The 25,822-nt window shown below is 42.7% G+C and carries 22 protein-coding genes and 4 pseudogenes; 15 read left to right on the top strand and 11 right to left on the bottom strand.

All coding sequences use genetic code 11. The features are described from left to right. Window positions 1-8: 8 nt before the first annotated feature. Together AC07P6_RS11175 and AC07P6_RS11170 are read right to left on the bottom strand one after the other, a co-directional pair. Complete coding sequence (locus AC07P6_RS11175; protein WP_110274359.1) at window positions 9-188, bottom strand: YodC family protein; 180 nt, start codon at window positions 186-188, stop codon at window positions 9-11. Between the two features lie 76 nt (window positions 189-264). Further along, on the bottom strand, window positions 265-1,176 hold the full coding sequence (locus tag AC07P6_RS11170) for a DUF808 domain-containing protein (protein WP_304260046.1): 912 nt from the start codon (window positions 1,174-1,176) through the stop codon (window positions 265-267). Between the two features lie 183 nt (window positions 1,177-1,359). On the opposite strand from AC07P6_RS11170, the gene yedA reads away from it, so the two are divergent. Beyond that, complete coding sequence (yedA, locus tag AC07P6_RS11165; RefSeq protein ID WP_478316306.1) at window positions 1,360-2,271, top strand: drug/metabolite exporter YedA; 912 nt, start codon at window positions 1,360-1,362, stop codon at window positions 2,269-2,271. Here the strand turns inward: yedA and AC07P6_RS11160 are convergent. Together AC07P6_RS11160 and AC07P6_RS11155 are read right to left on the bottom strand one after the other, a co-directional pair. Then, complete coding sequence (locus AC07P6_RS11160) at window positions 2,246-2,740, bottom strand: very short patch repair endonuclease (protein ID WP_478316304.1); 495 nt, start codon at window positions 2,738-2,740, stop codon at window positions 2,246-2,248. The genes yedA and AC07P6_RS11160 overlap by 26 nt on opposite strands. Further along, window positions 2,721-3,038, bottom strand: a pseudogene (locus AC07P6_RS11155) (DNA cytosine methyltransferase); the annotation flags it as partial. The pseudogene AC07P6_RS11155 and the gene AC07P6_RS11160, both read right to left, overlap by 20 nt. A gap of 111 nt (window positions 3,039-3,149) precedes the next feature. Here AC07P6_RS11155 and AC07P6_RS11150 point away from each other — a divergent pair. From AC07P6_RS11150 to AC07P6_RS11135, 4 genes are all read left to right on the top strand, one after another. After that, entirely contained in the window at window positions 3,150-4,535 is a 1,386-nt protein-coding gene (locus AC07P6_RS11150) for a tyrosine-type recombinase/integrase (RefSeq protein WP_478316302.1), read from the top strand. Then, a complete protein-coding gene (locus tag AC07P6_RS11145; RefSeq protein ID WP_478316300.1) occupies window positions 4,532-6,409 on the top strand; it encodes a hypothetical protein in 1,878 nt (625 codons plus the stop codon). The genes AC07P6_RS11150 and AC07P6_RS11145 overlap by 4 nt, the downstream gene beginning before the upstream one ends. Before the next feature lie 240 nt (window positions 6,410-6,649). Beyond that, window positions 6,650-8,368, top strand: coding sequence for a site-specific integrase (locus AC07P6_RS11140; RefSeq protein ID WP_478316298.1), 1,719 nt, complete (start codon window positions 6,650-6,652; stop codon window positions 8,366-8,368). Beyond that, window positions 8,365-8,700: a hypothetical protein gene (locus AC07P6_RS11135; RefSeq protein WP_478316296.1), complete on the top strand. Its 336-nt coding sequence runs from the start codon at window positions 8,365-8,367 to the stop codon at window positions 8,698-8,700. Before AC07P6_RS11140 ends, AC07P6_RS11135 begins: the two co-directional genes overlap by 4 nt. Window positions 8,701-9,019: 319 nt before the next feature. On the opposite strand, the gene AC07P6_RS11130 is transcribed toward AC07P6_RS11135, so the two are convergent. Together AC07P6_RS11130 and AC07P6_RS11125 are read right to left on the bottom strand one after the other, a co-directional pair. Continuing rightward, window positions 9,020-10,408, bottom strand: coding sequence for a DEAD/DEAH box helicase (locus tag AC07P6_RS11130; RefSeq protein ID WP_139840814.1), 1,389 nt, complete (start codon window positions 10,406-10,408; stop codon window positions 9,020-9,022). Continuing rightward, complete coding sequence (locus tag AC07P6_RS11125; protein ID WP_086073812.1) at window positions 10,402-10,971, bottom strand: hypothetical protein; 570 nt, start codon at window positions 10,969-10,971, stop codon at window positions 10,402-10,404. Before AC07P6_RS11125 ends, AC07P6_RS11130 begins: the two co-directional genes overlap by 7 nt. A 98-nt stretch (window positions 10,972-11,069) precedes the next feature. Between AC07P6_RS11125 and AC07P6_RS11120 the strand changes: the two genes are divergently transcribed. The 8 genes from AC07P6_RS11120 (at window position 11,070) to AC07P6_RS11085 (ending at window position 19,138) form a co-directional block, all read left to right on the top strand. Then, complete coding sequence (locus AC07P6_RS11120) at window positions 11,070-11,381, top strand: helix-turn-helix domain-containing protein (RefSeq protein WP_086073813.1); 312 nt, start codon at window positions 11,070-11,072, stop codon at window positions 11,379-11,381. Window positions 11,382-11,496: 115 nt separating this feature from the next. Next, window positions 11,497-12,605, top strand: a protein-coding gene (locus tag AC07P6_RS11115; RefSeq protein ID WP_478316294.1) for an IS3 family transposase whose coding sequence is annotated in 2 segments (ribosomal slippage) — window positions 11,497-11,758 and window positions 11,758-12,605 — 1,110 coding nt in all. Because the reading frame shifts where the segments join, the coding sequence is not laid out codon by codon here. Window positions 12,606-13,138: 533 nt separating this feature from the next. Next, window positions 13,139-13,708, top strand: coding sequence for a fimbrial protein (locus AC07P6_RS11110; RefSeq protein ID WP_142489631.1), 570 nt, complete (start codon window positions 13,139-13,141; stop codon window positions 13,706-13,708). 58 nt (window positions 13,709-13,766) lie between these two features. Then, entirely contained in the window at window positions 13,767-14,462 is a 696-nt protein-coding gene (locus AC07P6_RS11105; RefSeq protein WP_105902572.1) for a fimbrial biogenesis chaperone, read from the top strand. A gap of 11 nt (window positions 14,463-14,473) precedes the next feature. Beyond that, entirely contained in the window at window positions 14,474-16,870 is a 2,397-nt protein-coding gene (locus AC07P6_RS11100) for a fimbria/pilus outer membrane usher protein (protein ID WP_478316292.1), read from the top strand. A gap of 20 nt (window positions 16,871-16,890) precedes the next feature. Beyond that, complete coding sequence (locus AC07P6_RS11095) at window positions 16,891-17,910, top strand: fimbrial protein (protein ID WP_478316290.1); 1,020 nt, start codon at window positions 16,891-16,893, stop codon at window positions 17,908-17,910. 286 nt (window positions 17,911-18,196) lie between these two features. Continuing rightward, entirely contained in the window at window positions 18,197-18,748 is a 552-nt protein-coding gene (locus AC07P6_RS11090) for a hypothetical protein (protein ID WP_478316288.1), read from the top strand. Between the two features lie 81 nt (window positions 18,749-18,829). Further along, the gene (locus AC07P6_RS11085; protein WP_142489627.1) at window positions 18,830-19,138 is read left to right on the top strand and encodes a hypothetical protein; all 309 of its coding nucleotides are present in this window, start codon (window positions 18,830-18,832) and stop codon (window positions 19,136-19,138) included. 38 nt (window positions 19,139-19,176) lie between these two features. Here AC07P6_RS11085 and AC07P6_RS11080 read toward each other — a convergent pair. Continuing rightward, window positions 19,177-19,356 (bottom strand): annotated as a pseudogene (locus AC07P6_RS11080) (IS3 family transposase); the annotation flags it as partial. Window positions 19,357-19,818: 462 nt separating this feature from the next. Between AC07P6_RS11080 and AC07P6_RS11075 the strand changes: the two are divergent. Next, window positions 19,819-20,247, top strand: coding sequence for a hypothetical protein (locus tag AC07P6_RS11075; RefSeq protein ID WP_478316286.1), 429 nt, complete (start codon window positions 19,819-19,821; stop codon window positions 20,245-20,247). Between the two features lie 37 nt (window positions 20,248-20,284). Here the strand turns inward: AC07P6_RS11075 and AC07P6_RS11070 are convergent. From AC07P6_RS11070 to AC07P6_RS11055, 4 genes and pseudogenes are all read right to left on the bottom strand, one after another. Continuing rightward, window positions 20,285-21,450 (bottom strand): IS3-like element ISKpn37 family transposase gene (locus tag AC07P6_RS11070; protein WP_139153319.1). Its coding sequence is split into 2 segments (ribosomal slippage): window positions 20,285-21,186 and window positions 21,186-21,450, totalling 1,167 coding nucleotides; the frame shifts between segments, so codons are not numbered across the junction. 512 nt (window positions 21,451-21,962) lie between these two features. Further along, window positions 21,963-23,204 (bottom strand): type II restriction endonuclease, encoded by a 1,242-nt coding sequence (locus AC07P6_RS11065; protein WP_478316284.1) that lies wholly within the window; start codon window positions 23,202-23,204, stop codon window positions 21,963-21,965. Window positions 23,205-23,289: 85 nt separating this feature from the next. Beyond that, window positions 23,290-24,729, bottom strand: coding sequence for a DNA cytosine methyltransferase (locus tag AC07P6_RS11060; RefSeq protein ID WP_478316282.1), 1,440 nt, complete (start codon window positions 24,727-24,729; stop codon window positions 23,290-23,292). A 170-nt stretch (window positions 24,730-24,899) separates the two neighbouring features. Further along, window positions 24,900-25,435 (bottom strand): annotated as a pseudogene (locus AC07P6_RS11055) (transposase); the annotation flags it as partial. A 100-nt stretch (window positions 25,436-25,535) separates the two neighbouring features. Between AC07P6_RS11055 and AC07P6_RS11050 the strand changes: the two are divergent. Then, window positions 25,536-25,821 (top strand): annotated as a pseudogene (locus AC07P6_RS11050) (IS3 family transposase); the annotation flags it as partial. Window position 25,822 lies beyond the last annotated feature (1 nt).

The following is a 25,822-nucleotide window of genomic DNA, read 5'->3' as shown; positions in this document are numbered from 1 at the left end:
TATCAGGTTCAGGAATGATTCGGCTTCCCTCCCCCTCCGCGGATTAATTCATCCTCGCGAAATGCTTCGCGCTTAACACCATGACCGTCATACCAACGACACTCGACCATACCGCTGGCGAACCCGGTCACGACCATGCGTGGGCCGCCATTTTTCCGCCTTACTTCATCACTGACCAACAAGACCATTTTTTGCCTCCGGTATCAGGAAGAAACAAACTTACCTTAGACGAAGCTGAGCCACTTTGCACAGCCTGGAGCTAATTTACTCCGCAGGGCGACGCAAACTGGCGATGGCTTTCACGCCAGCCAGCACCACGGCACCAACGATGAACCCCAGTACCAGGTTCGCTACCATCGGCAGCAGCGAAGCAATCATACTATTCTGCCCCAGAGCCAGATTTTCGATGGCCTGGTACAAAGGGTGAATTCCATGAACCACAATGCCGCCGCCAACCAGAAACATCGCCAGCGTCCCTACTACAGAAAGGGTTTTCATCAGGCGCGGTGCAATAGCCAGCAGGGCTTTACCCAACCACTGCGCCAACGTACTGGTTTTCTCCACCAGCCAGTAACCCATATCATCGAGCTTAACAATGACCCCCACCAGCCCATACACACCCACGGTCACCAGCAGAGCGATACCAGACAGGATGAGAATCTGATTTAACAACGGCGCTTCGGCCACAATACCAAGGGTAATCGCGACAATTTCAGCTGAAAGGATAAAGTCGGTGCGAATTGCCCCTTTCACTTTATCCCGCTCAAAGGCCATTGGGTCCTGGTTTGCCAGAGCCTCAAGCCGCTGTTGGCGAACCTGCGGATCTTCTTTATGTTTACGGGCCTGCAAGGTATGCAGCACCTTCTCAACGCCTTCAAAGCATAGAAACGCGCCGCCCAGCATGAGTAACGGCGTAATGGCCCAAGGAATAAACGCGCTGATTAATAACGCCAGCGGTACCAGGATCACTTTATTAATAAATGAACCTTTGGCAACTCCCCAAACTACTGGCAGTTCACGGTTAGCCCGCACGCCAGTAACCTGCTGAGCATTAAGCGATAAATCGTCGCCCAGCACGCCCGCTGTCTTTTTCGCCGCCAGTTTTCCCATGACAGAAATATCGTCAAGTAAAGTTGCGATATCATCCAATAAGGTTAAAAGACTACTTCCCGCCAAAATTGCATTCCTTCATTTATGGTTTTTCCTCCTGAAGTATGAAGCAAAAGCGCTTTTTCGCCCACAGGTGTCTAGAGTCAACAAAAATTTAACCATAGCAGGCGAATTAAAGCGCTCGCCAGCACGATAGTTTTCACGTTTACTATGTGTCCCCTTTCTATCTCTGCACCATCGTGAGGAAGTATGTCTACCCGTCAGCTGTTACCGCTCATCGGGGCGTTGTTTGCGCTGTATATCATTTGGGGTTCCACCTATTTTGCCATTGCTATTGGCGTGACCAGTTGGCCTCCGCTGATGATGGCTGGTGTGCGCTTTCTTTCCGCAGGCGCGGTGCTGACCGCATGGCTGCTGGCAACCGGGCATAAGCTTCCTGCGCGAAAACCGCTGCTCAACGCAGCGCTGATTGGTATTTTATTGTTGGCCGTCGGTAACGGTTTTGTCACCCTCGCCGAGCACCAGCACGTACCATCTGGGATTGCAGCAGTGATGGTCGCGACGGTACCGCTATTCACGCTATGTTTTAGCCGCTTTTTTGGTATTGCGACTCGCAAGCTGGAGTGGTTAGGTATCGCCATTGGCCTCGCGGGGATTGTGCTGCTCAACAGCGGTGGCAACCTTAACGGCAACCCGTGGGGTGCGCTGCTGATTCTTATCGGCTCGATGAGCTGGGCGTTTGGTTCCGTCTACGGTTCGCGAGTTGAGCTGCCGACGGGGATGATGGCGGGTGCTATTGAGATGCTGGCGGCAGGAATTGTTCTGATGGTCGCCTCCGTGCTGACTGGCGAAAAATTAACCCAGATGCCATCCTGGTCCGGCATATTGGCCGTCGCCTACCTGGCTATATTTGGCTCTCTTATTGCCATTAATGCCTATATGTACCTGATTCGTAACGTGACGCCAGCCGTTGCAACCAGTTATGCCTACGTTAACCCGGTGGTCGCTGTACTGCTCGGCACCAGTTTCGCCGGGGAGAGCCTGTCGCCGGTCGAGTGGCTGGCGCTCGGGGTTATTATCTTTGCAGTGGTGCTGGTGACGCTCGGGAAGTACCTGTTCCCTGCACGCAGCGAAATTACCTCTTGTAAGGCAGAGAAGTAATCTTCAGCAGGCCAATGCCTTGAGTGTCGATCTGCGCGCTGTCGCCACCGCCGCAGATCCACTCTTCCAGACGCTCACCAAGCGCTTCATCACTTAACTTCTGCCGCCCGCGTAGCGCGCACTCCCAAACCACCAGCACCCGCCATCCCTGCTCTGCCAGCAGCCCAATATCGCGACCATCGCGCACCACGTTCTTGCCGATTTTATCCAGCCAGAACCCGGTGCGCGTCGCGGGGACTTTAAACAGATAGCAATCATGATGATGCCAGAAACAGCCGTGGGTAAAGATAACGCACCGATAGTCGGTCACCACAAAATCCGGACGCCCCGGTAGCGCGGCATCCTGGACGGTAAAGGAAAACCCAGAGTGGGCCAGCAGCCCCGCCAGCCGTTTTTCAATCGCGGTATCGCGCGTGCCGATAGCGCGCATATTTTTGCTGCGGGTGGCTTTATCGTGGACGTCGGCCATGGTTATCCTCGCGCTCGCGCCAGGCCACCGCTTTCGCTATCCGCGGTTCCAGAAGCTTTGCCACCGCAGCAAACACCGGCACCACCACTGAATTGCCGAACTGACGATAGGCCTGAGTATCCGAAACCGGAATGCGAAAATGATAGCCCTGCGGCGATTCAAACCCCATCAGACGCGCGCACTCGCGGGGCGTCAGCCTGCGTGGACGACGAAGCTGGTTTTCAGGGTCATCAAAATGCTTTTCACCCAGAGGACGATCCCAACCGCGATCGATGAGGATCTCCGCACCATCTTTGTTACTTGTAGATTCAAGCATAAGCACCATACTTTGTAGATTTAAAAAAATGACAATCAATCAGTTGGAGTTGCTATGAGTCTAAACCGGAAGAAAACCTTAAGACAAGTTACCATGACAAAGGTTACTCATGTAAATGACCCTGAGGGGGAGACCATTGAGCTTGACTCAAAGAACAGCTACTCAAGAAAGGCTATACCTCCCCTTAAAGTAAATGGGAAGATAATCAAAAGTTATAACTACAACTACTTTCCAATAATTATAAACAAAGATGGCTCACCATGGCGTGAGGGTATTTTATACATAATTGCAAAAGCAAATAGCGATTTTAACTATAAAATATCAACTTATCACAGCATCATGTCAGATTTAACTCATTTCAAAAATTACATTGATGATAATAACATAGATATGTTTAGCTTTCCTAAAATGAAGTTATTACGGCCGACATATCGATACAGGAATTATTTACTCCTTCTTGTTCAAAATGATGAACTTAGTTCTCACACTGCAAAAAGAAGAGTATCTTCAATGATTAAATTTTATCGTTATTTAGCTGAGGAGAATTATTTTAAACCATTAAACCCGCTCTGGAATGAGCGTGACCTATATATAAAAACCAATGACGCAAAGGGTTCTGCTTTTCATATTAAAAAAGTAACAACTGATTTAAAAATAATACCCTCCCCCAATTATGATCCTTTTTCTAACGAGATAATCGATGAAGGTAGACTAAGACCTTTACCTAAACAAGAGCAATTAGAATTAATTAAAACAATAAATAACACCAGAAACACTGAAATGTTATTAATCCATCTAATTGCATTGCTTACTGGAGCAAGGATACAAACAGTGTTAACTTTAAGAAAGTCCCATTTTTGTAAACCAATAGATATCAGTGATAGTAGTTTCACATTAGCAACTGGGCATGGTACAAGTATTGATACCAAGAAAGATAAGAATTTGATACTTATCTTCCCCAAATTACTCTATAACAAAATTAGGGTTTATACTTTAAGTGAACGCTACCTTAACAGAGTAAATAAAATAAAAAATCATGAATTCAAAGATTACTTATTTTTAAGCAATAGAGGAGTTCCATATTATCTTGGCAAGGAATCATTAAAATCATCCAATACTCAGTCTAATGAAAGAACAATGCACAATGGAGAGGCTGTAAGACAATTTATTTCTAAAACAGTTATTCCTACAATGAGGGTTAAATTATCTAATAACAAGTATATTTTCCGGTTTCATGATTTACGAGCTACATTTGGTATGAACTTATCAGAGTCACAGATGCGATTAGTTGAAGAAGGAAAGCAAAGCTTGTATGAAGCCAGAGAGTATGTCAAAGCAAGAATGGGTCATACCTCTACTGAAATGACAGATAGGTATTTAAATTATAAAAGTAACCTTGATACATTAATGACACATCAAGAAAATTATGAGGATTATATTAACATTCTTTTAGGACATGTCAATATGGAGTGTTTATGAAAAATTTGAATGTAATGTCAACAATAATATCGCAACCATTTAACGAAAGTTCAGAGCCAATAGATCTTAGTATAATCGGAATTAATTTCAACAGAAAAAACCATTATATTAACTCACTATTTTATCAACAAATAATAATAAGTGGCTCCAATATATATGCAGATAACATCAATATTAACAGAAAACCTCTCATAAGAAAGATATACGTATACGTAATAAATCAGTTACTTTTTGGAGGAATCCGCGAATCCAAAATATCGTATAATTTATCACGATTATTTCAATTTATCAGATGGTGTGATTCAAAAGGAATACATAACTGTCTAGATAATGAAATGAGTTGCATTGATGCAATTAATTCGTATGTCAATCATTGTTGGGAGGAAGTCGCTTTAGGTAAAAACAAAGCGAGCACAATAACAGATAAACTACAAACTTTAATTAACGTGTTAAAGGAAATAGTTTCTGAAGAACTACATCAATGCTTTCCAAAAGTGAAAACATCCCTAAGAGATAGAGAGTTAACGCTCCCCCCCGACGACCTACACGCTAGTGAAAACATTCAAATATTACATTCAGTTATTAATGGTGCACATGATTTTATTACTAATAAAAAGACATATCCCTATGCATGGAAAGTACCTGAATTTCTAAAGATCCATGAAAATACTGTTTGGATTTTCCCAATAAAATGCTGGTGTCAGACCAATTTAAATGATAATGGGACAACAAAGGAAAAAAAAGTAAATTCTGGCTTTAATTACAAACATGGTCGGATAGTTACGCCTAATGAGCTCAGGGATATTGGAATTACTGACCACGAAACTCAACGTAGAACCATTCGTCGTTCAATACTGCTTCTTAAGAAAACGAATGCTTATGATACAGATATCAATTCACAACAGAAACGGGACTTTTTACGTGACGCAATTGCATCTTTTACTTTTCTCTTAATAGCAAATACAGGAATGAACCCTACTCAACTATTAAATATAAAATGGAATGAAGAATATTGTGTTCAGAAGGAAAGCATTGATTTTTGTTTAATAAAATTCAGATCATTTAATAAGAAAACACACTTTAGAATAACCAGTAAATTCCTGCCAGCTTTTAAAATTTACTTGAAGTTAAGACATTATTACTTACTCGGAGATCGATCTGATTTCTTAATACCATCTTTTGGTGAAAAGTATGAATCGCATAAAGATCTGGTTGATATATCTAAAAATATAAAATCCCTGATGCTTGACCTAGGCTATACGAAAGGTTTAATTGTTGCACGAGAATGGAGATGTTTGAAAGCTGAATGGCTAATTAACAATGCAGACCCGTCTGTTGCAGCGAAACTTTTACAAAATACTGAATCGACAATATTGAATCATTATTCTTCTGGAACGTTTACTAAGCAAACAGAGGACCTTAGTGACTTTCTAACCAAATTGTCCAATGTAATTACGGGCACAGAGGCTCCACATAAAACATTAACCTCTGTCGGTGGATGCAAAGACGTTGATAACCCGACGAGTATTTCTGGCGAGTTGGCATTTAAATCAGATTGTAAGCAACCAGAGGGTTGCTTATTTTGCGCTAACTTCTTAATACATGCAGATGAAAATGATTTACGAAAGATTCTTAGCTGTAAATATTGCATTGAGAATACTCAAGGTTTATCTAGAACCTATGATGACTGGCATAATATTTATGATCCTGTATTGATACGAATTGATGAAATAGTTAACTGCATAGCCGAAATTAATATCCATTTAGTAGATAAGATTAAACATGAAGTGTATACACAGGGAAATCTTGACTCATATTGGGAAGGCAAATTAGAAATGCTAGTAAACATTGGGGCAATTACAAATGAAAACTAACAAGGTTCTTTCCGCTAATATTTTTCTTACAGAAAAAATGTCCCCACCTGATCCTGTTTATCTGCCGGATAAACATACCCCATTACCATCCCATGTTATAAGCCGAAGTATTTATGGGGAGGTTATTTCAATATACTCTGACGATGAGTGGGATTTTAGTTGTTACGATAAAAAAATCGCCCTTGTCTACTTTCATTCAAACATTGGGCTAAAGGTGAGACAGGAGATCTTATAGACAATATGATTTCTAGTTTGAAAAAATTAATTTTTGCTTACATCTGGTACAGAAATGGAAAGACATATCAGGTTAAGAATATATCTAATCTTGGTTCTACATTAAATACTTTAGCCAGATACTGTACTGAATTAAATATAACCATCCCGGAATTATTAATATCTAAACAGCATCTTAATAACTGTTTAATGTCCTTGAAACCTGGAACAATGTATGATGTTAGGAGATTTTTATTGGCTTTCAATGATGTTGACAATGAAAACAAGCCATTTGAATTTTGTGATATAAAAAAACTGACCGAGATGAATATTACTTTAATAAATTACAGGAATAATCTAAAGCAATTCCCACCAATCCCGCCAAGAATTTATCTCTCATATATTAATAGCATTACCTCAGACATAAAAGTACTATTTGAAAATATTGATATTCTTTTACAGTTCATGCTAGAAATAAAATCTAAATACGATGAAACATGTAAGCTTTCACACAATTCTAGATATATTCACACTCCTACAGAGTACAATATTGCCAACATTACAAGAAAATATAACCTGGAGTTTATATTTGACTATTTTGGTGCCAATGCAAATATCAAAGGAATATTATATCTAATAAATAGCATATTATTTAGATGCCGATTAGCAATCCAAGTTTTCACGGGTATGAGAATAGATGAAGCAACAAATTTACATATTAACTGCGGACAAATCTACCATAAAAATGGTCAGAATCATTACATTATAAATGGTAGAACGACCAAACTATCGGAAAGAGAGGCTAAATGGGTTACTAATGAAGTTGGCTATAATGCCACATGCATTTCCAGTAAAATAAGTCTCTTTATAGTTAATCAAATAGAAGATTTTTCATATGAAGTTCACAACCTCCCTCTTTTTGTGCGTACATCTTATTTAGGTATAGTAAGAACCGCACCTAGAATAGAAAACTCTATAATATTACCTGCTGAGTTAGCACCAAAAGATGAAATGAAGAAAATTTCATGGCTAAATGTCATGATAACAAAAGAGGACATCGCTGAACTAAAGAAAATCGACCCGTTTAGAGCTTGGGAAGCTGAATCTAAATTTGATATCGGGCAATACTGGCCTCTGCAGACACATCAATTTAGACGTTCTCTTGCATTATATGCTTCAAGATCTGGATTAGTATCATTAACTTCATTACGCAGGCAATTACAACACTTATCAACTCAAATGACTCTTTACTACTCTCGCGGAAGCGCATTTGCACAGGATTTAGTTTCGAATGACAAGTCTCACTTTGCTGCAGAATACCAAGAAATACAAAATTATACTCAGGCACTGGATTACGTTGATTTAATCTTACTATCTGATAATAAGTTATTTGGTACACAAGGAAGGATAATTGAAAATAACATTAAAAATAATATATCCATTGATAAGAAAGAGACTGTGAGATTATTTAAACTAGGTCAATTGGCATACACTGAAACTTGTCTTGGCGGGTGTACAACATTAGAAGTATGTACACAACGTTCAACGCGTTCCTTAGTTAGTTGCTTAAGTTGTGAAAACGCTATTATTAAAAAAGACAAGCTTGAGTTAGTAATTCAAGCACAAACTAAATTATTAGAAAAAGTTGATGTAAATTCTTTAACTTATAGAACAGAAAAACAAGATCTTCAATTGCTTGAAAAATACCTCAACGTATATAACTCAAAATCAGGAGACATTAAATGAAAAATATTGATATTTATTTTTCTGCTTTAGAACGCTTAATAAAAAATGTTCCCGTAAATGTTCCTTTAGGTACGAAAATAAGTTATGACGCTGTTTCACTCGAGGCAGGAAAATCTAAGGGTAGTATAAAAAAATCCAGACCAATTTTCACCGACTTAATTAAAAAAATTGATAGCTATAAAAATAACGGAAAAGACACTGATCTACTTGATATAAAAAGACTCCGTCTTGAAAATTTAGAACTAAAAAATCAGCTTGATAAGTCTCTTTCAAGAGAAATATGTTTAATCATCGAACTTCAGGAATTAAAGAAATGTAAACAACACACATAAAGTCAATGATATTTTTATAAATCCAGGCCTGTTTTTGAGATATTTATGCATCCTCGAAAACAGGCACTTAGTTTAAAATCCAAAATTTTAGTGCGTATTTCTAATAACCCTGTGGCATTTCCTATGTAATTTACATTAACTTTCAAATGAAATGCTATTTTTATTCATACCTATCTTAAATAGTAACCTCAAATACGGAAATAATTTAACTTGAAGTCCCATTAAAACATGGGTGGGAATTTAAATACAAGCGCCGAACTGGTGAATGCTTCCCTGCAGTAATCTACTGTTATTTTCAGTTTGCATGAGCCACTGGTAATCATCCATTAGGATACACAAATGCATCAATAACTTTTTGATAAAACGAATTTATCTTCAATCTATTAGTTTTTTCTTTCACAGTGAAGATTGATTGCTGACCTTCATTAAAATCCATTTTAAGAGAAAAACCACCCTCTTTATTCATATCATTATTCTGCTTTACTTCTAATAAGTCAAATAAATTAACACCTATATTAATTGATGCCGATTTACGTATTTCCTGCAAAATGTTATAATCTTCAGGCAAATCCGTAACTAACCGCTCAGAGTATAATGTTAATTCTTTTGTAGCTATCGTGAATAACCAAGCTTCCTGATTTTTTCTTTGATTAACACGAAGAATTCGGCCAAGCACCTGTCTAAAGTAAAGTTCAGTTTTAACAGTACTCAGATGGCAGCAGACCTGAAGCCGAGGAATATCTGCACCCTCACTTATCATGCCGACACTAACGATCCATTCGGTAGTTCCTTGCCGGAAATACCCTATTTTAGAAAGTGCTTCTTTATCCTGATATGTCACAATCGTTGCGGTTTGTGCAAATTCATTTTCCAGAATAGCCAGAAGTTGGTACGCGTGTTCAACTGAAGAAGCAACTACCAATCCCCCTGCATCAGAGTTAACCTGTCTGATTTCGCGAAGTTTTTCGCACCCGGCTTTAATAACATACTTCATTGCTTCGGGGTGCGAAAATATTGATTGGTAGGAAATTAAATTTTCGCTCAACAATTCTGAAACAGATCCGAAACTTTTTGTAGCCGTATCTGAACAAAAAACTAAATTATCGCTATTGATAAGCGCAATCTTAGGCTTGCGGCAAACATTATCGATAATGGCTTCATGCAAGCCGTAGATGTAGTCGCAGCAGATCTCACCATCCGGATTGGTGTAATTTGATAATACTATCGGCACATTATCAGTTCGCCATGGGGTTCCGGTTAATGCCAATGTATATGTTGCACATTTTTGAACGTGAGTAAGAATTTCCCCACCCCAAACATTGGCATTATCAAGTGAATCACCGGAGCAATGGTGAATTTCGTCAAATATCACTAATAATCGGTGTCTTTGTAAAGAATTCCAGAATTCATTACCAAAATACATGAGATTATGATACGTGTAAGCAGCTCCAACTGATCCAAGCCCCCCACAAAAATTACTTTTTAAAACATATGAGAATGTGCTTTTTATAGATGAAACCACTGCTGTTGAAGGGGCAAAGCATATAATGATATCTACTAGATCGAGTTCTCGCATTCGCTTTGCAACCTCAGCAGCCATTACAGTTTTGCCAGCACCGGGGCAAGCAAGACATAAAAAATGCGGCGACCCCGATTGATATTTATTTAGTGCTGCATCAGCACACTGATTCTGCCATTCCCTCAGCATATGTGATTCTCAATGCTATCCTGTCCAAGTACTTTTGATAAAGCCGTCACTCTACCAAGTAATGTAGCAGACTGATTTTTGGCCTGCTGATATAGGCCTGTCAAATAAGTTCGCTTAGTTGGAAAGCGCTCCATAAGAGACTTATACTCCTCGATTTCGCTAAGAACGACGGCGAGTTTGGCCTCATGAATTAGCTTTTCCTTTTTAAGGCCATTTAAAAAGATATCGACATCAGCTGCTTCTGAGTCAAGTGTTGCTGGCACTGTATGAAGGCGTGAGTTTTTGGGTATTTTTCCCGATGTGAATGTCGCGGAATAAAAGAGCGCCGTTTTTTTGTACAATTTCTTGGGCCGCCCATCCCTATTGTCAATTTTACATATAAATCCCAGTGCTTCTAGTCGAAGAAGCTGGCGATAGATGAACTTCCTAGCTTCGCTCACTTGGCTGTATTCATCCGTAATTTTCAGCAATGCATCCCTGAGCTGAGTGGTACTGAAATCTTTAAAATCCTTTTCTATCAATAAATTATAAATATAGGGATGCAACTTTACTGCAGACTTCATTAACAAAATTCCAAACTTATGAACTTAGGATTGCTAAGTATACAGAAACTGGCGAAACTTAGACAATCTAAGCACTCTAAGGCAATGATGATGATTACGTGGCTCACCCAAACCCGATACCTGACAGGCTCAAAACAGCCAGAACCAAAGCCGGGATCACTCAGCGAGAATTGGGTATCCGAATTGGTATGGAACCAAGCTCAGCGAGTGGTCGCATGAACCATTACGAGAAAGGAAGGCACATCCCGGATATCGATACACTTAAGCGCATGGCCGATGAACTTGGAGTTCCGATAAACTACTTCTTTTGTGAAAGCGAATTGACGGCAGAATTAGCCAAGCTGATAGCAAACATGACTGAAACAGAGCAAGCAGCTCTGATTGCTGAGCTCAACAAAAAGCAGCCTTAGTGGGCTAGTTGCCCGAATAAGCAACCAACCTGAAGTGACCCTGACCCAAAATCCTGCTCCATTCAGAAACAGAATTCCGGCATGATAAACACTCCCCTGAACGGAGGTGGTGCCGATGAAAAAGTCACGATTCACCGAAGAGCAGATTGTCTTTGCCCTCAAGCAGGCTGAGCTGGGGACGTCCGTGCCGGATGTCTGCCGTAAGCTGGGCATTTCTGATGCCACCTTCTATACGTGGCGTAAGAAATACGGCGGCATTTCCCCTTCTGAACTCAAACACATGCGGCAGCTGGAAGAGGAAAATCTGCGGCTGAAGAGGCTGGTTGCCGATCTGAGCCTCGACAAGGCGATGCTGCAGGACGTGCTGGCAAAAAAGAGCTGACGCTGGCACGCCTGCGCGAATGGGTCAGGGATTTGCAAGCCCGCTACGGTGCCAGTGAGAGACAGGTCTGTTTTGCGCTGCGGGTCAGCCGCAGCTCGTTTCGATATCGTTCTGTGGCCGCCGACGACAGCGCACTGCGGCTACGCATCCGTGAGATAACCGAAACCCGGGTTCATTACGGGTACCGCCGGGTATACGTGATGCTCAGGCGGGAAGGCTGGCGCGATAATCACAAACGGATATACCGTCTCTACTGTGAGCAGGGTCTGTCGCTGCGCCTCAAACGGCCACGCCGCAATAAATCGGCCCAGCGCCGACAACCGCAGCCTCAGGGTCTGTATCCGAATCACGTCTGGGGCATGGATTTTGTCTCGGACGCGCTGTTTGACGGGCGACGACTGCGCCTGCTGACGGTTATCGACCTGTACACCCGCGAATGCCTGGGGATCTGCGTGGGGCAGAATTTGCGTTCAACAGAAGTGGCAGAAATGCTGAATAGCATAGCGCTCAGACGTCCTTTACCTCAGTTGCTGAAAACCGATAATGGTTCTGAATTTGCAGGGAAAATGCTGGACAGATGGGTGTACGAAAGAGGCATCAGAATCGACTTCTCACGCCCGGGAACACCGACGGATAATGCGACGGTGGAGTCCTTCAACGGCAGGTTAAGGCAGGAATGTCTGAACGAGAACTGGTTTATGTCTTTGGAGGATGCACGGTGCAAAATCGAGGCCTGGCGCATACACTATAACCAGAGTCGTCCCCATTCTGCACTGGGCTGGATGACGCCCTCTGAATTTGCCGAAAAATCTGCCGGTTGCCAGAATATGCAGCCAGAATGAAGCCGGTTATTCCTGATTATGAATGGATCACATACGGGGAGCGGGTCAATATGAAGACATTACTAACATCGCGGTGTATTAATCAACGGGGAGCAGGTCACACCGTAAGTACTGAGTGTGAATATTACATCCCCTTTTTAGTAAAATTTGACGGCGTAGATTGGGGGATGAGAATGTAGCTAATTATAATTAGTGTGCAGTATCTCATTTTTAAATTTTTAGCTGCAATAGCAATCTTAATAATAACCTATTGTTTTTCATGATGAAAACTGCCTATTGTCTATTTTTTTAAATACAAGCATTTAGGATTATTTAAATTTTATCGTTACATGTCTTACTTTTTAGCCTTGAACAAATGCCAGAGACAATTTAAAATGAAATTGCACAGCATATTCCAAAATGGATCATAGGTAATGAAAATTACGTATTTCAATATTTTAATGTGATGCCTCGAGGATCTCGCTGTGTTTTTTAAGTGACTTGATGATGAGTGTTACGTAAATTTATTGAAAATTACAGATAAGGGGTTAATTATGAACATGTTCATCAAAGGAATGGCGTCAGCAGCGGCAGTAATGATCTTTGCCCCAACAGTGGCGCTGGCTGCTGATGGAAAAGTGACCTTCAATGGTGAAATTATTACTAATACCTGTACTGTCATCAGCGGTGATAAAGATAAAATTGTCACACTACCCACTGTTCAGGTGTCTGCATTGTCTGCCGCGAATCAAACTGCGGGGACAACACCTTTCACTATTGGTCTTGAAAATTGTGCAAGTGCTTCAGATGTTTCGGTCTATTTTGAACCGAATGAATATGTCTCAACGGAGGGGCGACTAAAAAATACCATTCCTGCTGGTGGCTCTGATAATGGCGCGGATAATGTTGATATCGAGCTACTGAATAATAATCATGGTGTAATTGACCTTGCAAACCAAACCATTGATCCAACGACCGGAAAAGTCACGGGTGGTAACTCAACGGTCGTGACGCCTGTCGATGGTTCTGCGACACTGCCTTTCTATGCACGTTACTTTGCGACAAATGCCGCTGAGGCTGGGAAAGTGAGTTCCTACGTGAACTTCACTATCGTTTATCCGTAAGACGTTAAGGCAGCTCCAGCAGGGGCTGCCTGCTCAGAGAACAGGGAGGTGTTGAAATATGACTCGTTACTTTTTTACGTTTCTTTTATTCGTATATATACCTTTCGCGAATGCAAATATTGTCATTGATGGGACCAGAGTGATCTTTCCATCTGACCGGAAAGAGGTATCAGTCAGAGTCACTAATTCAGGGGATATGCCGTCACTGACGCAAGTATGGGTTGATGGTGGCACAATACAAAATAATACAGGCAAAGACATGGCGCCTTTTGTGGTTCTGCCGCCGATTATTCGTGTTGAACCAGGAAAAGGACAGACCTATCGTCTGGTTTTTAGCGGCGCCGCGCTTCCACAAGATCGTGAGTCATTGTACTGGTTTAACATGTTGGATATACCGCCAGAGCCTAAAAACAGTCAAGGTAGCAACTATTTACAGTTATCGATTCGTTCACGTATTAAGTTATTTTATCGTCCGATAACATTAAAGGGAAATGTCAGCGAGGCTGCCAAATCTTTAACCTGGGAATTTCACAATGATAATAACACACTCTTTGTGAATAACCCATCTCCATGGTACATCACCATTGATAGCATCACGATTAATGGGAATAAACAACCTGCTGGTATGGTGGCGCCATTTTCAACGATGAGCATAAATAATAAAGAGCATACACTGAAAGCCATGCCAGGTAAGTTCAGCTTTACAACCATCAATGATTATGGTGCTGTTGTGACTCATAATTATCCTCAGTAAAGGACATTATTATGAAATTCATGGAGATCAATGTTGGGTTAATAATAATAATAATACCATGGGGTGTTGCATGGTCAGAAGACGCATTTAATTTCAATAGTGCGCATTTGCATAACGCGACACATATCGATCTCCAGAAATTTAAGTATGGTAATCCGATGAATGTCGGGAAGTATCGCAGTAAGCTTTACTTAAATGGTTCGTATGCGAGCGAAGTTGAATTCGAGCTACAGAAGGTGGGAGAAAAAATTGAGCCCTGCATAACACCAGTATTATTTAGAGTGATGAGGCTTAAAGATAAAACGTGGCCAGAAAAGGCTTCATGTCTCCAGTTATCGCAGATCAATGCTGGCATTTCATGGCATTATGACGTCGGGGAGAATGCGTTAAATTTAACCATCCCGCAGGCGTTACAAAAACCGAAGTATCGAGGCGAGATTAATCCTGAGAGTATCGATGTTGGTGTTCCAGCAGCAGTATTACGTTATCAGGCGAATAGTTATCAGAGCATCAATCATGGCGATAGTCATAATTACAGTTATGTCGGGCTTGATAGTAGTTTTCGCGCTTACGGCTGGCGCTTTTACCACCAGTCTAGTTATCAGGCAAATGATAACGATACTCAGTGGGATAATATTTCGACATACGCCGAGAAAAGCATTTTCGATTTGAGCTCAACCCTTAGGCTCGGGCAGGGATGGACAGATGGCACCTTCTTCGACAGCGTCAGCTTCGTGGGCGCCAGGGTTGCGACTGACAAACGGATGCTGCCAGGGTCACGACGTGGTTTTGCACCCACGGTAACGGGAATCGCCAGGACAAACGCGCGCGTCACCGTCACTCAAAATGGTTCCTTACTCTATGAGGCCACCGTTCCGCCAGGTAAATTCTCCTTTGCGGACCTTTATCCAACGAATTCAGGTGGCGACCTGATCGTGACGATTCATGAGGCCGATGGCAGCCAGGACACGTTTACTGTGCCTTATGCTTCCATACCTGGCCTGGTTCGTAAGGAGGCGCTGTATTACGATTTGTCGATGGGATATCTGGATGACAGCTATATCTCAAACCGTCCGGGATTCGGAGAATTAACTCTGCAGTATGGTTTTAATGACTATATTAGCGGCTATATGGGGGTAAATGGAACCGATGGGTATTACTCCACTCTTGTCGGTAGTGCATTAAATACTTACTGGGGAGCACTGGCTGTCGATGTTTCGCGTTCCTCCTGGAAAACTGTTGAAAATGACTGGCTGGATGGGTATCGCTGGCGCGTTTCGGCAACAAAATCATTGACCAGTGATACCCGAGTTACCTTATCAATGAGTCACAGTAACGATGCAAGGTATATTTCAATTCGTGATGCGGCATCGGCTAATGACCATGACAACTATACTTACCGCGAAATGACAAAGTATACAGCCAATCTATCGCAACAAATCGGCGGCGGTAGCTTGTCATTTTATGGCATATGGAGTGAAAACTGGAAGCATGGTACCTATCACTCCTATCAGCTAGGATATTCGAATAATTATAAACGCCTGGGCTACTATATCTATGCACAGAAAAGTCAGGATGCTAACCATAAAAATAACCAAATAGTCGGAATTTCTTTCTCTATACCTATTAGCGGTAATGGCAATATTCATACTCGTTTCAATTATGACAAGAATAACGGCAACCAGTTACAAGCGACTTATACTGGGAGTCGGGGTGAAAAGAACGAACTCAGCTATGGCCTGACGACAAGTTACGATATGCCAAAGGAAGGGGGCCATGAGAGTTCCATTGGAGCAAACGGTAGTTACCGAACTCATTATGCCTATCTGAATGCGAGCGCCAGCGCCGGCAAGAATCAACAGCAGTACTCCCTTGGGACTTCCGGCGCGTTAGTTGCGCATGAAGGAGGGGTGATTGCGACACCTGATATTGGTGAAACATTCGCCATTGTACAGGCCCCTAAGGCTGCCGGTGCAACGGTGGCCAACCGTATTGGACGTCCAGTGGATAATCGTGGTTACACCATTATCCCTTATCTGAACCCATTTACAGAAAACTGGCTGGATCTCGATCCGCAAGGAATTAGCGATCAAGTTGAGATCGTATCAAGTAGCACGGTCGTCGTTCCTGACTCAGGCGCGGCCGTGAAGGTAAAATTTGCGACCCGTACTGGCTACCCATGGTTTGCCAATGTCACGCTCAGTGATGGCAATACGCCGCCATTGGGTGCTGAGGTCTTTGACAGCAAAGAAATAGCCATCGGGGCCGTGGGACAAGGAGGGCTGCTATATGCCAGAGTCCCGGACATCAAGGGGGTTTTACATGTGGTCTGGGGCGACAATAGTGTTCAGCGTTGCCAGCTTGCGTATTCCGTTAATCAACAGACCAGCCGAAACCTTTGCAAATAGATGATTAAGGAAGACAAAAAATGAAAAGAGAAATGATACTAGGGTTATCTGTTTTCCTGTATCTAGGATATATCCCCACAATACTTGCATGCGTGATGACCAGTGGTAAAACAATTGAATATAGCGTCAATCTGGGTAATAAATATTTTACAGTAGATGTGTTTAATCGCCAGCCTGGAGATTTATTATTCACCTATGGCGGCATGACTCTGACCAATAATACGGAATGGAATATAACTTGTAGTGGTTCAGAACCGAGTGGCTACAATAGTATTGGTGGCGCTCCCGTTGGACCGGCTTATCAAAGCAAGCCAGGATATGTTTACAGTATCGATCGTCTACCGGGGATTGGTTACAGTTTTCAAATGGGTGAACAGGATGGTATTGATTTCGATTCCCTTTTTATGCCTTATCCAACAGCACGCCCCTTTTCTGGGGGCAGGTATTTTAATTCAGAAAGCAAAAAACCCACTATTTATTTTTGGCGCATTCCTGATACCAGCGGTTTACCACCTCCAGGCCAGTATTGCCTGAATGATTATCTCGGTGATATTTATCTTGAGGGGGTCAACGCCTTAAAGTTTAGTGTAAAAGGATTGTGCATTACGGTAAAGTCCCCAACCTGCAAAATCAGTAACGCTGATATTAAAGTTAATTTGGGAAGACACAATAGGTCCGTATTTATGGGGCCTGGGAGTACCACCAATATGGTACCGTTCAATATAGATCTTACCACCTGCGAGAATGTTGGTAACATCTTTATGCAATTTAATGCAACGGCTGATGGTAATCACGCGGCAAACGGTATTATAAAAATAGATGATAGTGGTGATGATAGTTCCGCGACCGGGGTTGGAGTCCAGGTATTAAAAAATAGCGTCCCGATAGTGTTGAATGAACCTGCGACAATCTGGTCGGGAAGTAAAGGTAGTGAGTCGGCCTACAGTTTCCAGTATCAGGCAAGATACATTCAGACTGAATCGACGGTTACCGCCGGTCAGGCGAATGCGAGTGCGACGTTTGTGGTTACCTATAATTAAGAAGTGGCGCCGTCGCTGACACGCTCAGAACAGGATAAGTCATTTAACAATGAAATACACCTGCGAACAGTAAGTATTATTGAGGCTCACCATTTGCGATAAGCGAATAGGTTCTTCAATAGCGGTTTTTACGCCGATGTGAACGTTACTGATTTTGTATTAGAGATAAGCTCAGCCCTGTATCTCATCCTGGTAAAAAGAAACGATGGGGTATGATTTTTTATAGTGTCTGGACATATTATTATTCGCATGATTGGGTGTGGTGATATTACATAGGGAGTGAATAATGTTATTGGTTATTTCTGGTTCTGGATATTTTGATCTGGGGTTTGATAGTTACTTTTCGAGGGTGAAGTGCAGGGCAACATGCACTGAAAAAATTTTATATTGTTCGTTTGAAGATCCTAAGGCTATCGTTAGTAACGTGATGGCAGCATCAGAAAAGTATTATTTGCGATGTCTCGTTATCGATTATCCATGGAGTAACATAGCCGTCCTTCAGTCAGCACTCTATATAAAAATACACTTCCCACTTATTAGCGTGGTTGTCTATTCAACCGGTGGGTACCGATTCAACGAACTGGAAGCATCTTATCTGGAAATTCTTGGGGCGCAATTGAATGTGGGATTCTCAGGCGTATGCTCAGCTTTGATGCAAAGGCGGATGCCGGTATCTGCGGTGGATATCATCTATGCGGCGGCATCAAGGTTTGTCGAAATATCTAAAAAAGATGCGTTGTTAATATCTTTTATCCTGGCGGGACTGAAGCTAAAAGATATAGCCAGTGCTTATAACAAAGATATTAAGCAGGTTTACTATAACAGAGCAGGCTTCTGAGTAAGTTCAGCATTAAAAATAATGTTGAACTGGTAAGTAATATAAGGTGTTTTGTTTTGTGCAAACCTGGCGGAGGTCGTGATGAGAGAGTATCGACAAGCGAAAGAAAAACTGGATTCATTGATCTTTGCGATATGGTTAAATAATAGCTTAAACAATAATGTCTGCGATTATAGCGTCATACGCGAAGAGATGAATGATATTATTGTGCCATATGTATACAGAAAGGAGTTGGACGATGTGATTGCGGCTGTCAATTTAATGATTTCATCAGAACCAACTGTGCGCCAGGAGCATAATGAAATTCTATTTAAACGATTACTCGATTTATACGCCAGGTTAGCGGGGCATCTGGCCGTTGAGAATTACCTTTTGGCCAAAATTTACTAAATAGCTGCGCGGAATAGTGCTGAATCGCCACGGATAATCTAGACACTTCCTAGCCGTTGATAATACTGGTTTTCATATTCTGTCGGTGACATCTGATCGCTGGAACCATGCCGACGCTTACTGTTATAAAACATTTCGATGTAATCAAAAATATCGCTGCGGGCTTCTTCCCGCGTAAACAATCTCTCGAAGGGGATATGTTTGATTACCGCGAAAAAGAGAGAGTTGCCTATGCTCTGAACGCCATGCGTGAACATACTGAACAACAAACTCAGTTTGCGCTCCCCCATCAGGAAGATTTCGGAGCCTGCAAGGACCGGTTTCAACAGACGCTTGCTACATATTGCGATGCTGTGATGCAGAGCAAGCGTCAGGATATTGAGAAAGCCGAAATTGATGAGGATCGTCTTGTCATTCTTGGTCATAACGTCTCGATTTTGTTCCGAGAAAAACTCAAAACACACTTTCTGACGACACTCTTTAGCAGTACACAGTTCTGTAATAAAACTGACGATTTCGAAGAGAAGACAGTCATCTCAATCTCCGATAAAGAATATTATGCCAGAGGGATAAAAACCTCACCAATACATAATGAAGACAGCTATTGGGCTGATAACGCACTGAAAATAATTTGGAACGACGTTCTTTCAACGCAGTTGCGTCGCGACGCGGAATGCAATATGCAGGTAGCCCATTTTGCAGATATCCTCACTTTCGTGTGTGAAAGTGATACTGTCGACAATGGCAGTAAACTGGTAGTTTCTGGTAGAGCGTTCTTCGATGAGTATCAGGCTTGGTGCTATGAGAATTCTGCGGCGGTAGATGCCATATTGAGCTTTGATAAGTCTAACAATAAATACCTGAAAACGAGTAAAGGCCTCTGTCGGCTGATTTTCGCTCCTTGGCTAGATCTGCATTGTGCTATTCTGACGGACGACACCTATTTTGACCATCTTTCGATAGCGGAGAGTACCAAGGGGGATATCATCACCCTGAGTGGCAGGCCGGTGCCGGATAACCCTTACCTCATTAAGTTACATATGACTTATTCGATCCAAGAACGTTATCACGGCAACATCCGCATGCGCTTTCAGCGAAACGAAAACTGAGCGGGCCACCTTAAGGCCATTGTAGTGGATCACAAAATCAGGACACCGGGATAACCTGTTTCCACTTTTCTTCATGTAAGCAAGGCGGTAAACCATCGTTGTTCGTGTGAGGTCGATAAACGTTGTAATAACCATTAATCCACTGGTTTATATCGCGTACCGAATGGCTAAAATCACCATAACCACCTTTCGGAAGCCATTCACTTTTAAGGCTGCGAAAGACTCTTTCCATCGGCGAATTATCCAGGCAATTCCCTCTGCGACTCATACTTTGCATTACCCCATAACGCCAGAGTAACTTTCTGTATTTATTGCTTTTATACTGAACACCTTGATCTGAATGAAACAGCAGGCGGCCATCACGCGGTCGTGTTTCCAGTGCATTACGCAAAGCCCTACACACCAACTCAGCATCAGCGGTTAATGAGAGGGCTGAACCGATAATCCGCCGTGAATATAAATCAACAACGAGCGCGAGATAACACCATTTGTCCTGCAGGCGAATAAAACTGATGTCGCCGCACCAGACGCGGTTTGGTGCGGCGGGGTTAAATTGCCGGTTCAGTAAATTTGGCAATGGCGGACTTTTGTCTTCGTTTACCCGGTAGTGATGTTTAACCGGCTGTCGACTTGTCAGCCCGCATTCCCGCATCAGTCGTCGTGCCAGCCACCGGCCTGCATCAACGCCACTCTGGCGCAACATCTGACTGATTGCCCGGCTACCGGCTGCGCCACGACTGAGAGCATGGAAAGCCCTCACCCGACTTCGTAATTCAATTCTTTGCACATTAACAGGACGCTTCACCTGCGCGTAATAAACGCTACGGTGAATACCGAATAAATGACAAAGAACCCGCACTGGCCACTTTGCTTTCAGCCGTGTGATTAGCGCGACGGCTTCCCGGGGATTTCGCTCATCAGCACGGCAGCCTGCTTTAGTATTTCTTTTTCCATCTCAAGGCGCTTTATCCGCGCTTTAAGCTGCTGAATTTCGCGTTGTTCAGGGGTAATAGCATTACCAGCGGGCTCAATACCCTGAAGTTCCTGCTTATACAACCGTATCCATTTACGCAAATGGTCAGGGTTGAGCTCGAGTGCCAGCGCGACTTCTCTGACATCACGCTGGTATTTAACCACCTGTTCGATAGCTTCAAGCTTGAACTCCGGGGAAAAGGTACGTTTAGTCCGACGAGTTTTGATCATGCATCACCTCATTTTCACTGTTTTAACATTAACAGGATTTCGAGGTGTCCTGAATTACCGATCCACTACACATACAGGAAATGAAAAAATCAAGGGATGAAATAGGCTTGAACTGATCCTCGTTGATTATTACGCACCAATGTTAGTCCTGCATCCCGGCGGTCATGACAAATGCGAACTTCCGCTCCTCGCTCAAAGCAGACTGTCAGATTTGATTGTGTGCTGCCAGTGAAAACCGTCAGATCAAGTTTGAGCTAATACAAATTATGTTCCTGGAGGACGCACGGTGCAAAATCGAGGCCTAGCGCATACACTATAACCAGAGACGTCCCCATTCGGCGCTGGGATAGATGACCCCGTCCGAATTTGCAGAAAAATCTGTCGGGTGCCAGAATATGCAGCCAATATGAAACCGGTTATTCCTGATTATGACTGGAGCAAATTCGGGGTCATGATCACTGTAGGTACTCACTGAAAGTAATTGAGCCCATAGATGAAATGACACTTTTTGATCACACTAGAGTAGTACCTTTGACGACACCAATAAATTCCGATAGGGGCATTAAGAAACCCTGACTGTCAGGGGAGTAAAGCGCAAGTACAGGAGATGGAATCACCAACTGTAATTGGTGATATCTCATTTCCTCTAATTGGTTAGTACTTATTAATGATTGTAACGTGATCAGATGTTTTTTTGGAATACGAGCAGCCTCTGCTAAAACCTGACGCCAGCGGTCTTTGCATGTAGTTTTAGCGGCGAGAAGGATCAGCTTGTTTTGAGTATACTCTTGGTTATGGTAGGCTGAAAATGAAGGAAATAAAAAATCAGGTTTTGAATTATTCTCAGTAACATTACAGCGACTGCCTTTTTCAAAAACTAGGCCATGTTCCATAAATACAGTTTCGAGATGATTCTCAAATGCGAAACCGACACGACTCTTGCGACGATTATGAACACTCAAAGAATATTGAATGAAAGCATCAACATCATCTTTCTCAGCTCCGAATCCAGCCTGAAGTTGCTGCCTGACAATATGCCTTTCCATCACACGAAATAGCATCTCTTCTTCTTCCAGCCAGGCCATGAGTGTTTCATCGGGTGCACCAACAGAATAGCGACCAACTCGCTCACGTGCCAATTCTGAAAAAACTTTGGAGGTAGGAAAACCATCGGGATATCGAGAAAGCAACCACTCCAAAGTTGCATCTCGGGGATCTGGTTCAGGCTCGAAGATAATCCCAATTTCTTCAAGAAAAATTCTTATAGGTAGCAACAACGTTTTATCGGATAACTCGGCACCATGGAAATGATGATCTGCAATATTACTTGAAGCAAGCCCGAATAACGACCGCAGTTGCCATTCGACTTGGCTATCTTTGGGAGCAAAACAGATTACCAACTCGTTGTTATGCCGAAGAGCAGTTAGTAGAAAATCGCCTTCCCCGATCCGTTCCGTTACTTCGTTACCTGGATAGTAAAGTCGGTATTCAGGGGCACGGTGCGCTTTACCAACTCTTGCATCATACCAAGTTACTGTTGTGCTTATCAGATGACTGTCATCATCAGATAACCAAACCATCAAACATGGGATCTGTAGCTTTTCCCCAGATGGAATGCCACCTATTGCTTCTCCAAAGCCTACTCTAACCAATCCTCCTATCTCATGCTGATTAGATCTGGAGGGTACAGCATCAACCGCACTCAACGATTTTCCTGCTGCAAAAATAAAATGTTCGCTGAGTCTGCTATTCATAATGTCGACCAATACTTAGTTGATTACTTCTAATTTAACGATACTCAATGTATAAAAAAAGCGCTATGGGCGCTTTTTTTAACAATCAACTTGCATTGCTTAGTTTCTTTGATTTTCGGATTTCAACAGCGCGTGCAATTCTTGAATCTAGTAAACGTGCCACTGCAGCAAAAACCGGTACAATGACTGAGTTTCCAAACTGTCGATATGCTTGGGTGTCAGATACGGGGATCCGAAAAGTTTCTTTTCCAGGCTGCTCAAACCCCATTAGTCGAGCGCATTCTCTAGGGGTCAACCTACGTGGACGACGAGCCATATTTTCAAGATCATTAAATTCCTTTTCTCCAATGCTCATATCCCACCCACGGTCAATTAGAATTTCAGATCCATCTTTGTGATACCTAGCACTAAGAGTCCTGCAATTCATTGTTTTATCTAGAGTATTTACAAGCCCAAATCCAAATCCGTTCCCTTTTTCTTTATGCTTTTTAGCATACTTATAAAGATAATCCCAGAGTTTTGGCGTCAATATGTACTTGTCATTAACTTCCTTATCGAGCAAATCTTTAACTGCCGGTCGCCGTTGTGGGAATTCTTTGACAATGTCCCTAAGAGTGAAACCTTCAGCGAGATTTAAATCACGCCTAAATCCCACTAATACAATACGTTCGCGATGTTGAGGAAGGAAATTTTTCCCATCAATAATTTTAGGATCATCTGCCCCCATAGAATCAGCATCTGCGACGTCATACCCTAGTTCATTTAAGGTATCCATGATGACACGGAAGGTTTTACCTTTATCGTGACTCTTCAGGTTCTTCACATTCTCTAGGACAAAAACAGCAGGCTGTTTTGCCATGATAATGCGGGCAACATCAAAAAAGAGTGTTCCCTGCGTATCGCATTCAAACCCGTGTTTACGTCCTAAAGAATTCTTTTTACTGACACCTGCTAGGCTGAAGGGTTGGCAAGGAAAGCCTGCCAACAGGACATCATGATCAGGAATACTTTTGTCAATATGGGTGTAAGCTTGTTCTTCAGTGATATCATCCTGATTACTCAGGGTGACATCTCTAATATCTGAGTTAAAAATATGATCATTTTCATCACAGTACCAATTAGCTTTATAAGTTCTAACGGCATACTCATTCCACTCACTGGTAAATACGCATTTTCCACCGATGGCCTCAAAACCACTACGAATCCCGCCAATACCGGCAAAGAGGTCGACAAAACGAAAACGACTTTGATTATAATGCGCTGGCGGTGACGGTAAAAGGCTCTTAAGCATCTTAATCTCGACATCAACCAATCGCTTATTTGTTAACTTGCCATTCACCCAGCGATTGATAGTTTCACGAGTCCAGTCACTGCCACTCACTGCTCGTAACACTTCTGCCACAACCTTTTGGTCATAGATCTCCAGAACTTTTTTCAAAAGACACAATTCTTCTTTTTGTTTAAGCTGATCTGCGCCCCGTGATTGTTGAATAAGTTCATTAATCACAGGTTGTAACTCTTTCATACTAACTCCATCTGGGTTGAATGTGTGACGCTCAATCACTAATACTACCCTATCACATTAAACTGTTCATGTATACAGTATCTAAAACATATAGACGAATTGTTGATTACACTGCCACTGATACGCCGCGGGTGCTCTGCTCCCCACGTTGATTACTGAATCGCCACGGATACCCGACGATAACCATAGGTGGGTAGATCGCCGATAACGGTATGGATACGGGCCAGCGCTTTAGTATCATCAGGCTTGCGCTTGCATCGACGATCCTGCCAGTCCTTCGACCGACGGGCCATGGCATGCAGTTGCGCACGCGAGACCAGGAGGAAACGACTGACAAGGCTTATTCGCCATCCTCCGGCAACAAGGGCACGTGCGCTATCCATTTTTTTTGTCGGCCATATTCAACGGCTTCTTTCAGCAGCTCGTTTTCCATGGTTTTCTTTCCCAGCAGGCGCTGCAGCTCTTTAATTTTCTTCATCGCAGAGGCCAGCTCCGATGCGGGTACAACCTGTTCACCTGCGGCAACGGCGGTGAGACTGCCTTCTTGGTACTGCTTACGCCACAGGAACAGCTGACTGGCAGCAACACCATGCTGCCGGGCAACCAGAGACACAGTCATACCAGGCTCAAAGCTCTGCTGAACAATGGCGATTTTTTCCTGAACTCTGCGCCGTCTGCGCTTCTCTGGACCTAAAACATCAATCATCCGGACTCCAACAACTAGTCTAAAAACTAGTATTAAGGCTATCACTAACTTAAGTGATACCAACTGTCTGGAGGTTCATGGGGCCAGTCTACTTGTCATCCGTGGACTCCGTCATTATGAATCTCAGCTTTAACTGGCGCAGCAAACAGCAGCATCAGGCAACCGCGTATAAGCGCGAGAGCGAACAGGCTGAGAAGATTGCCCAACTCGAACGCCGCCTAGTTGAGCGTGATAAATAGCAACCATAGGCCAAATGGGCACCGCTTCATACTTCGTGAAACGCCTGAAATGAAGTATATCTTTATCGATAACTACCAAGTTGAATTCAGTATTAAAGCCATGTGCCGCATGCTGTGTGTGCGGCCCGCAGAGGCAGGTATATGTGGC

It is taken from the genome of Klebsiella sp. GFKo11 (genome assembly GCF_056490265.1).
Note: the sequence above shows the minus strand (reverse complement) of the source record. Positions and strands in the feature narration are given on the sequence as shown.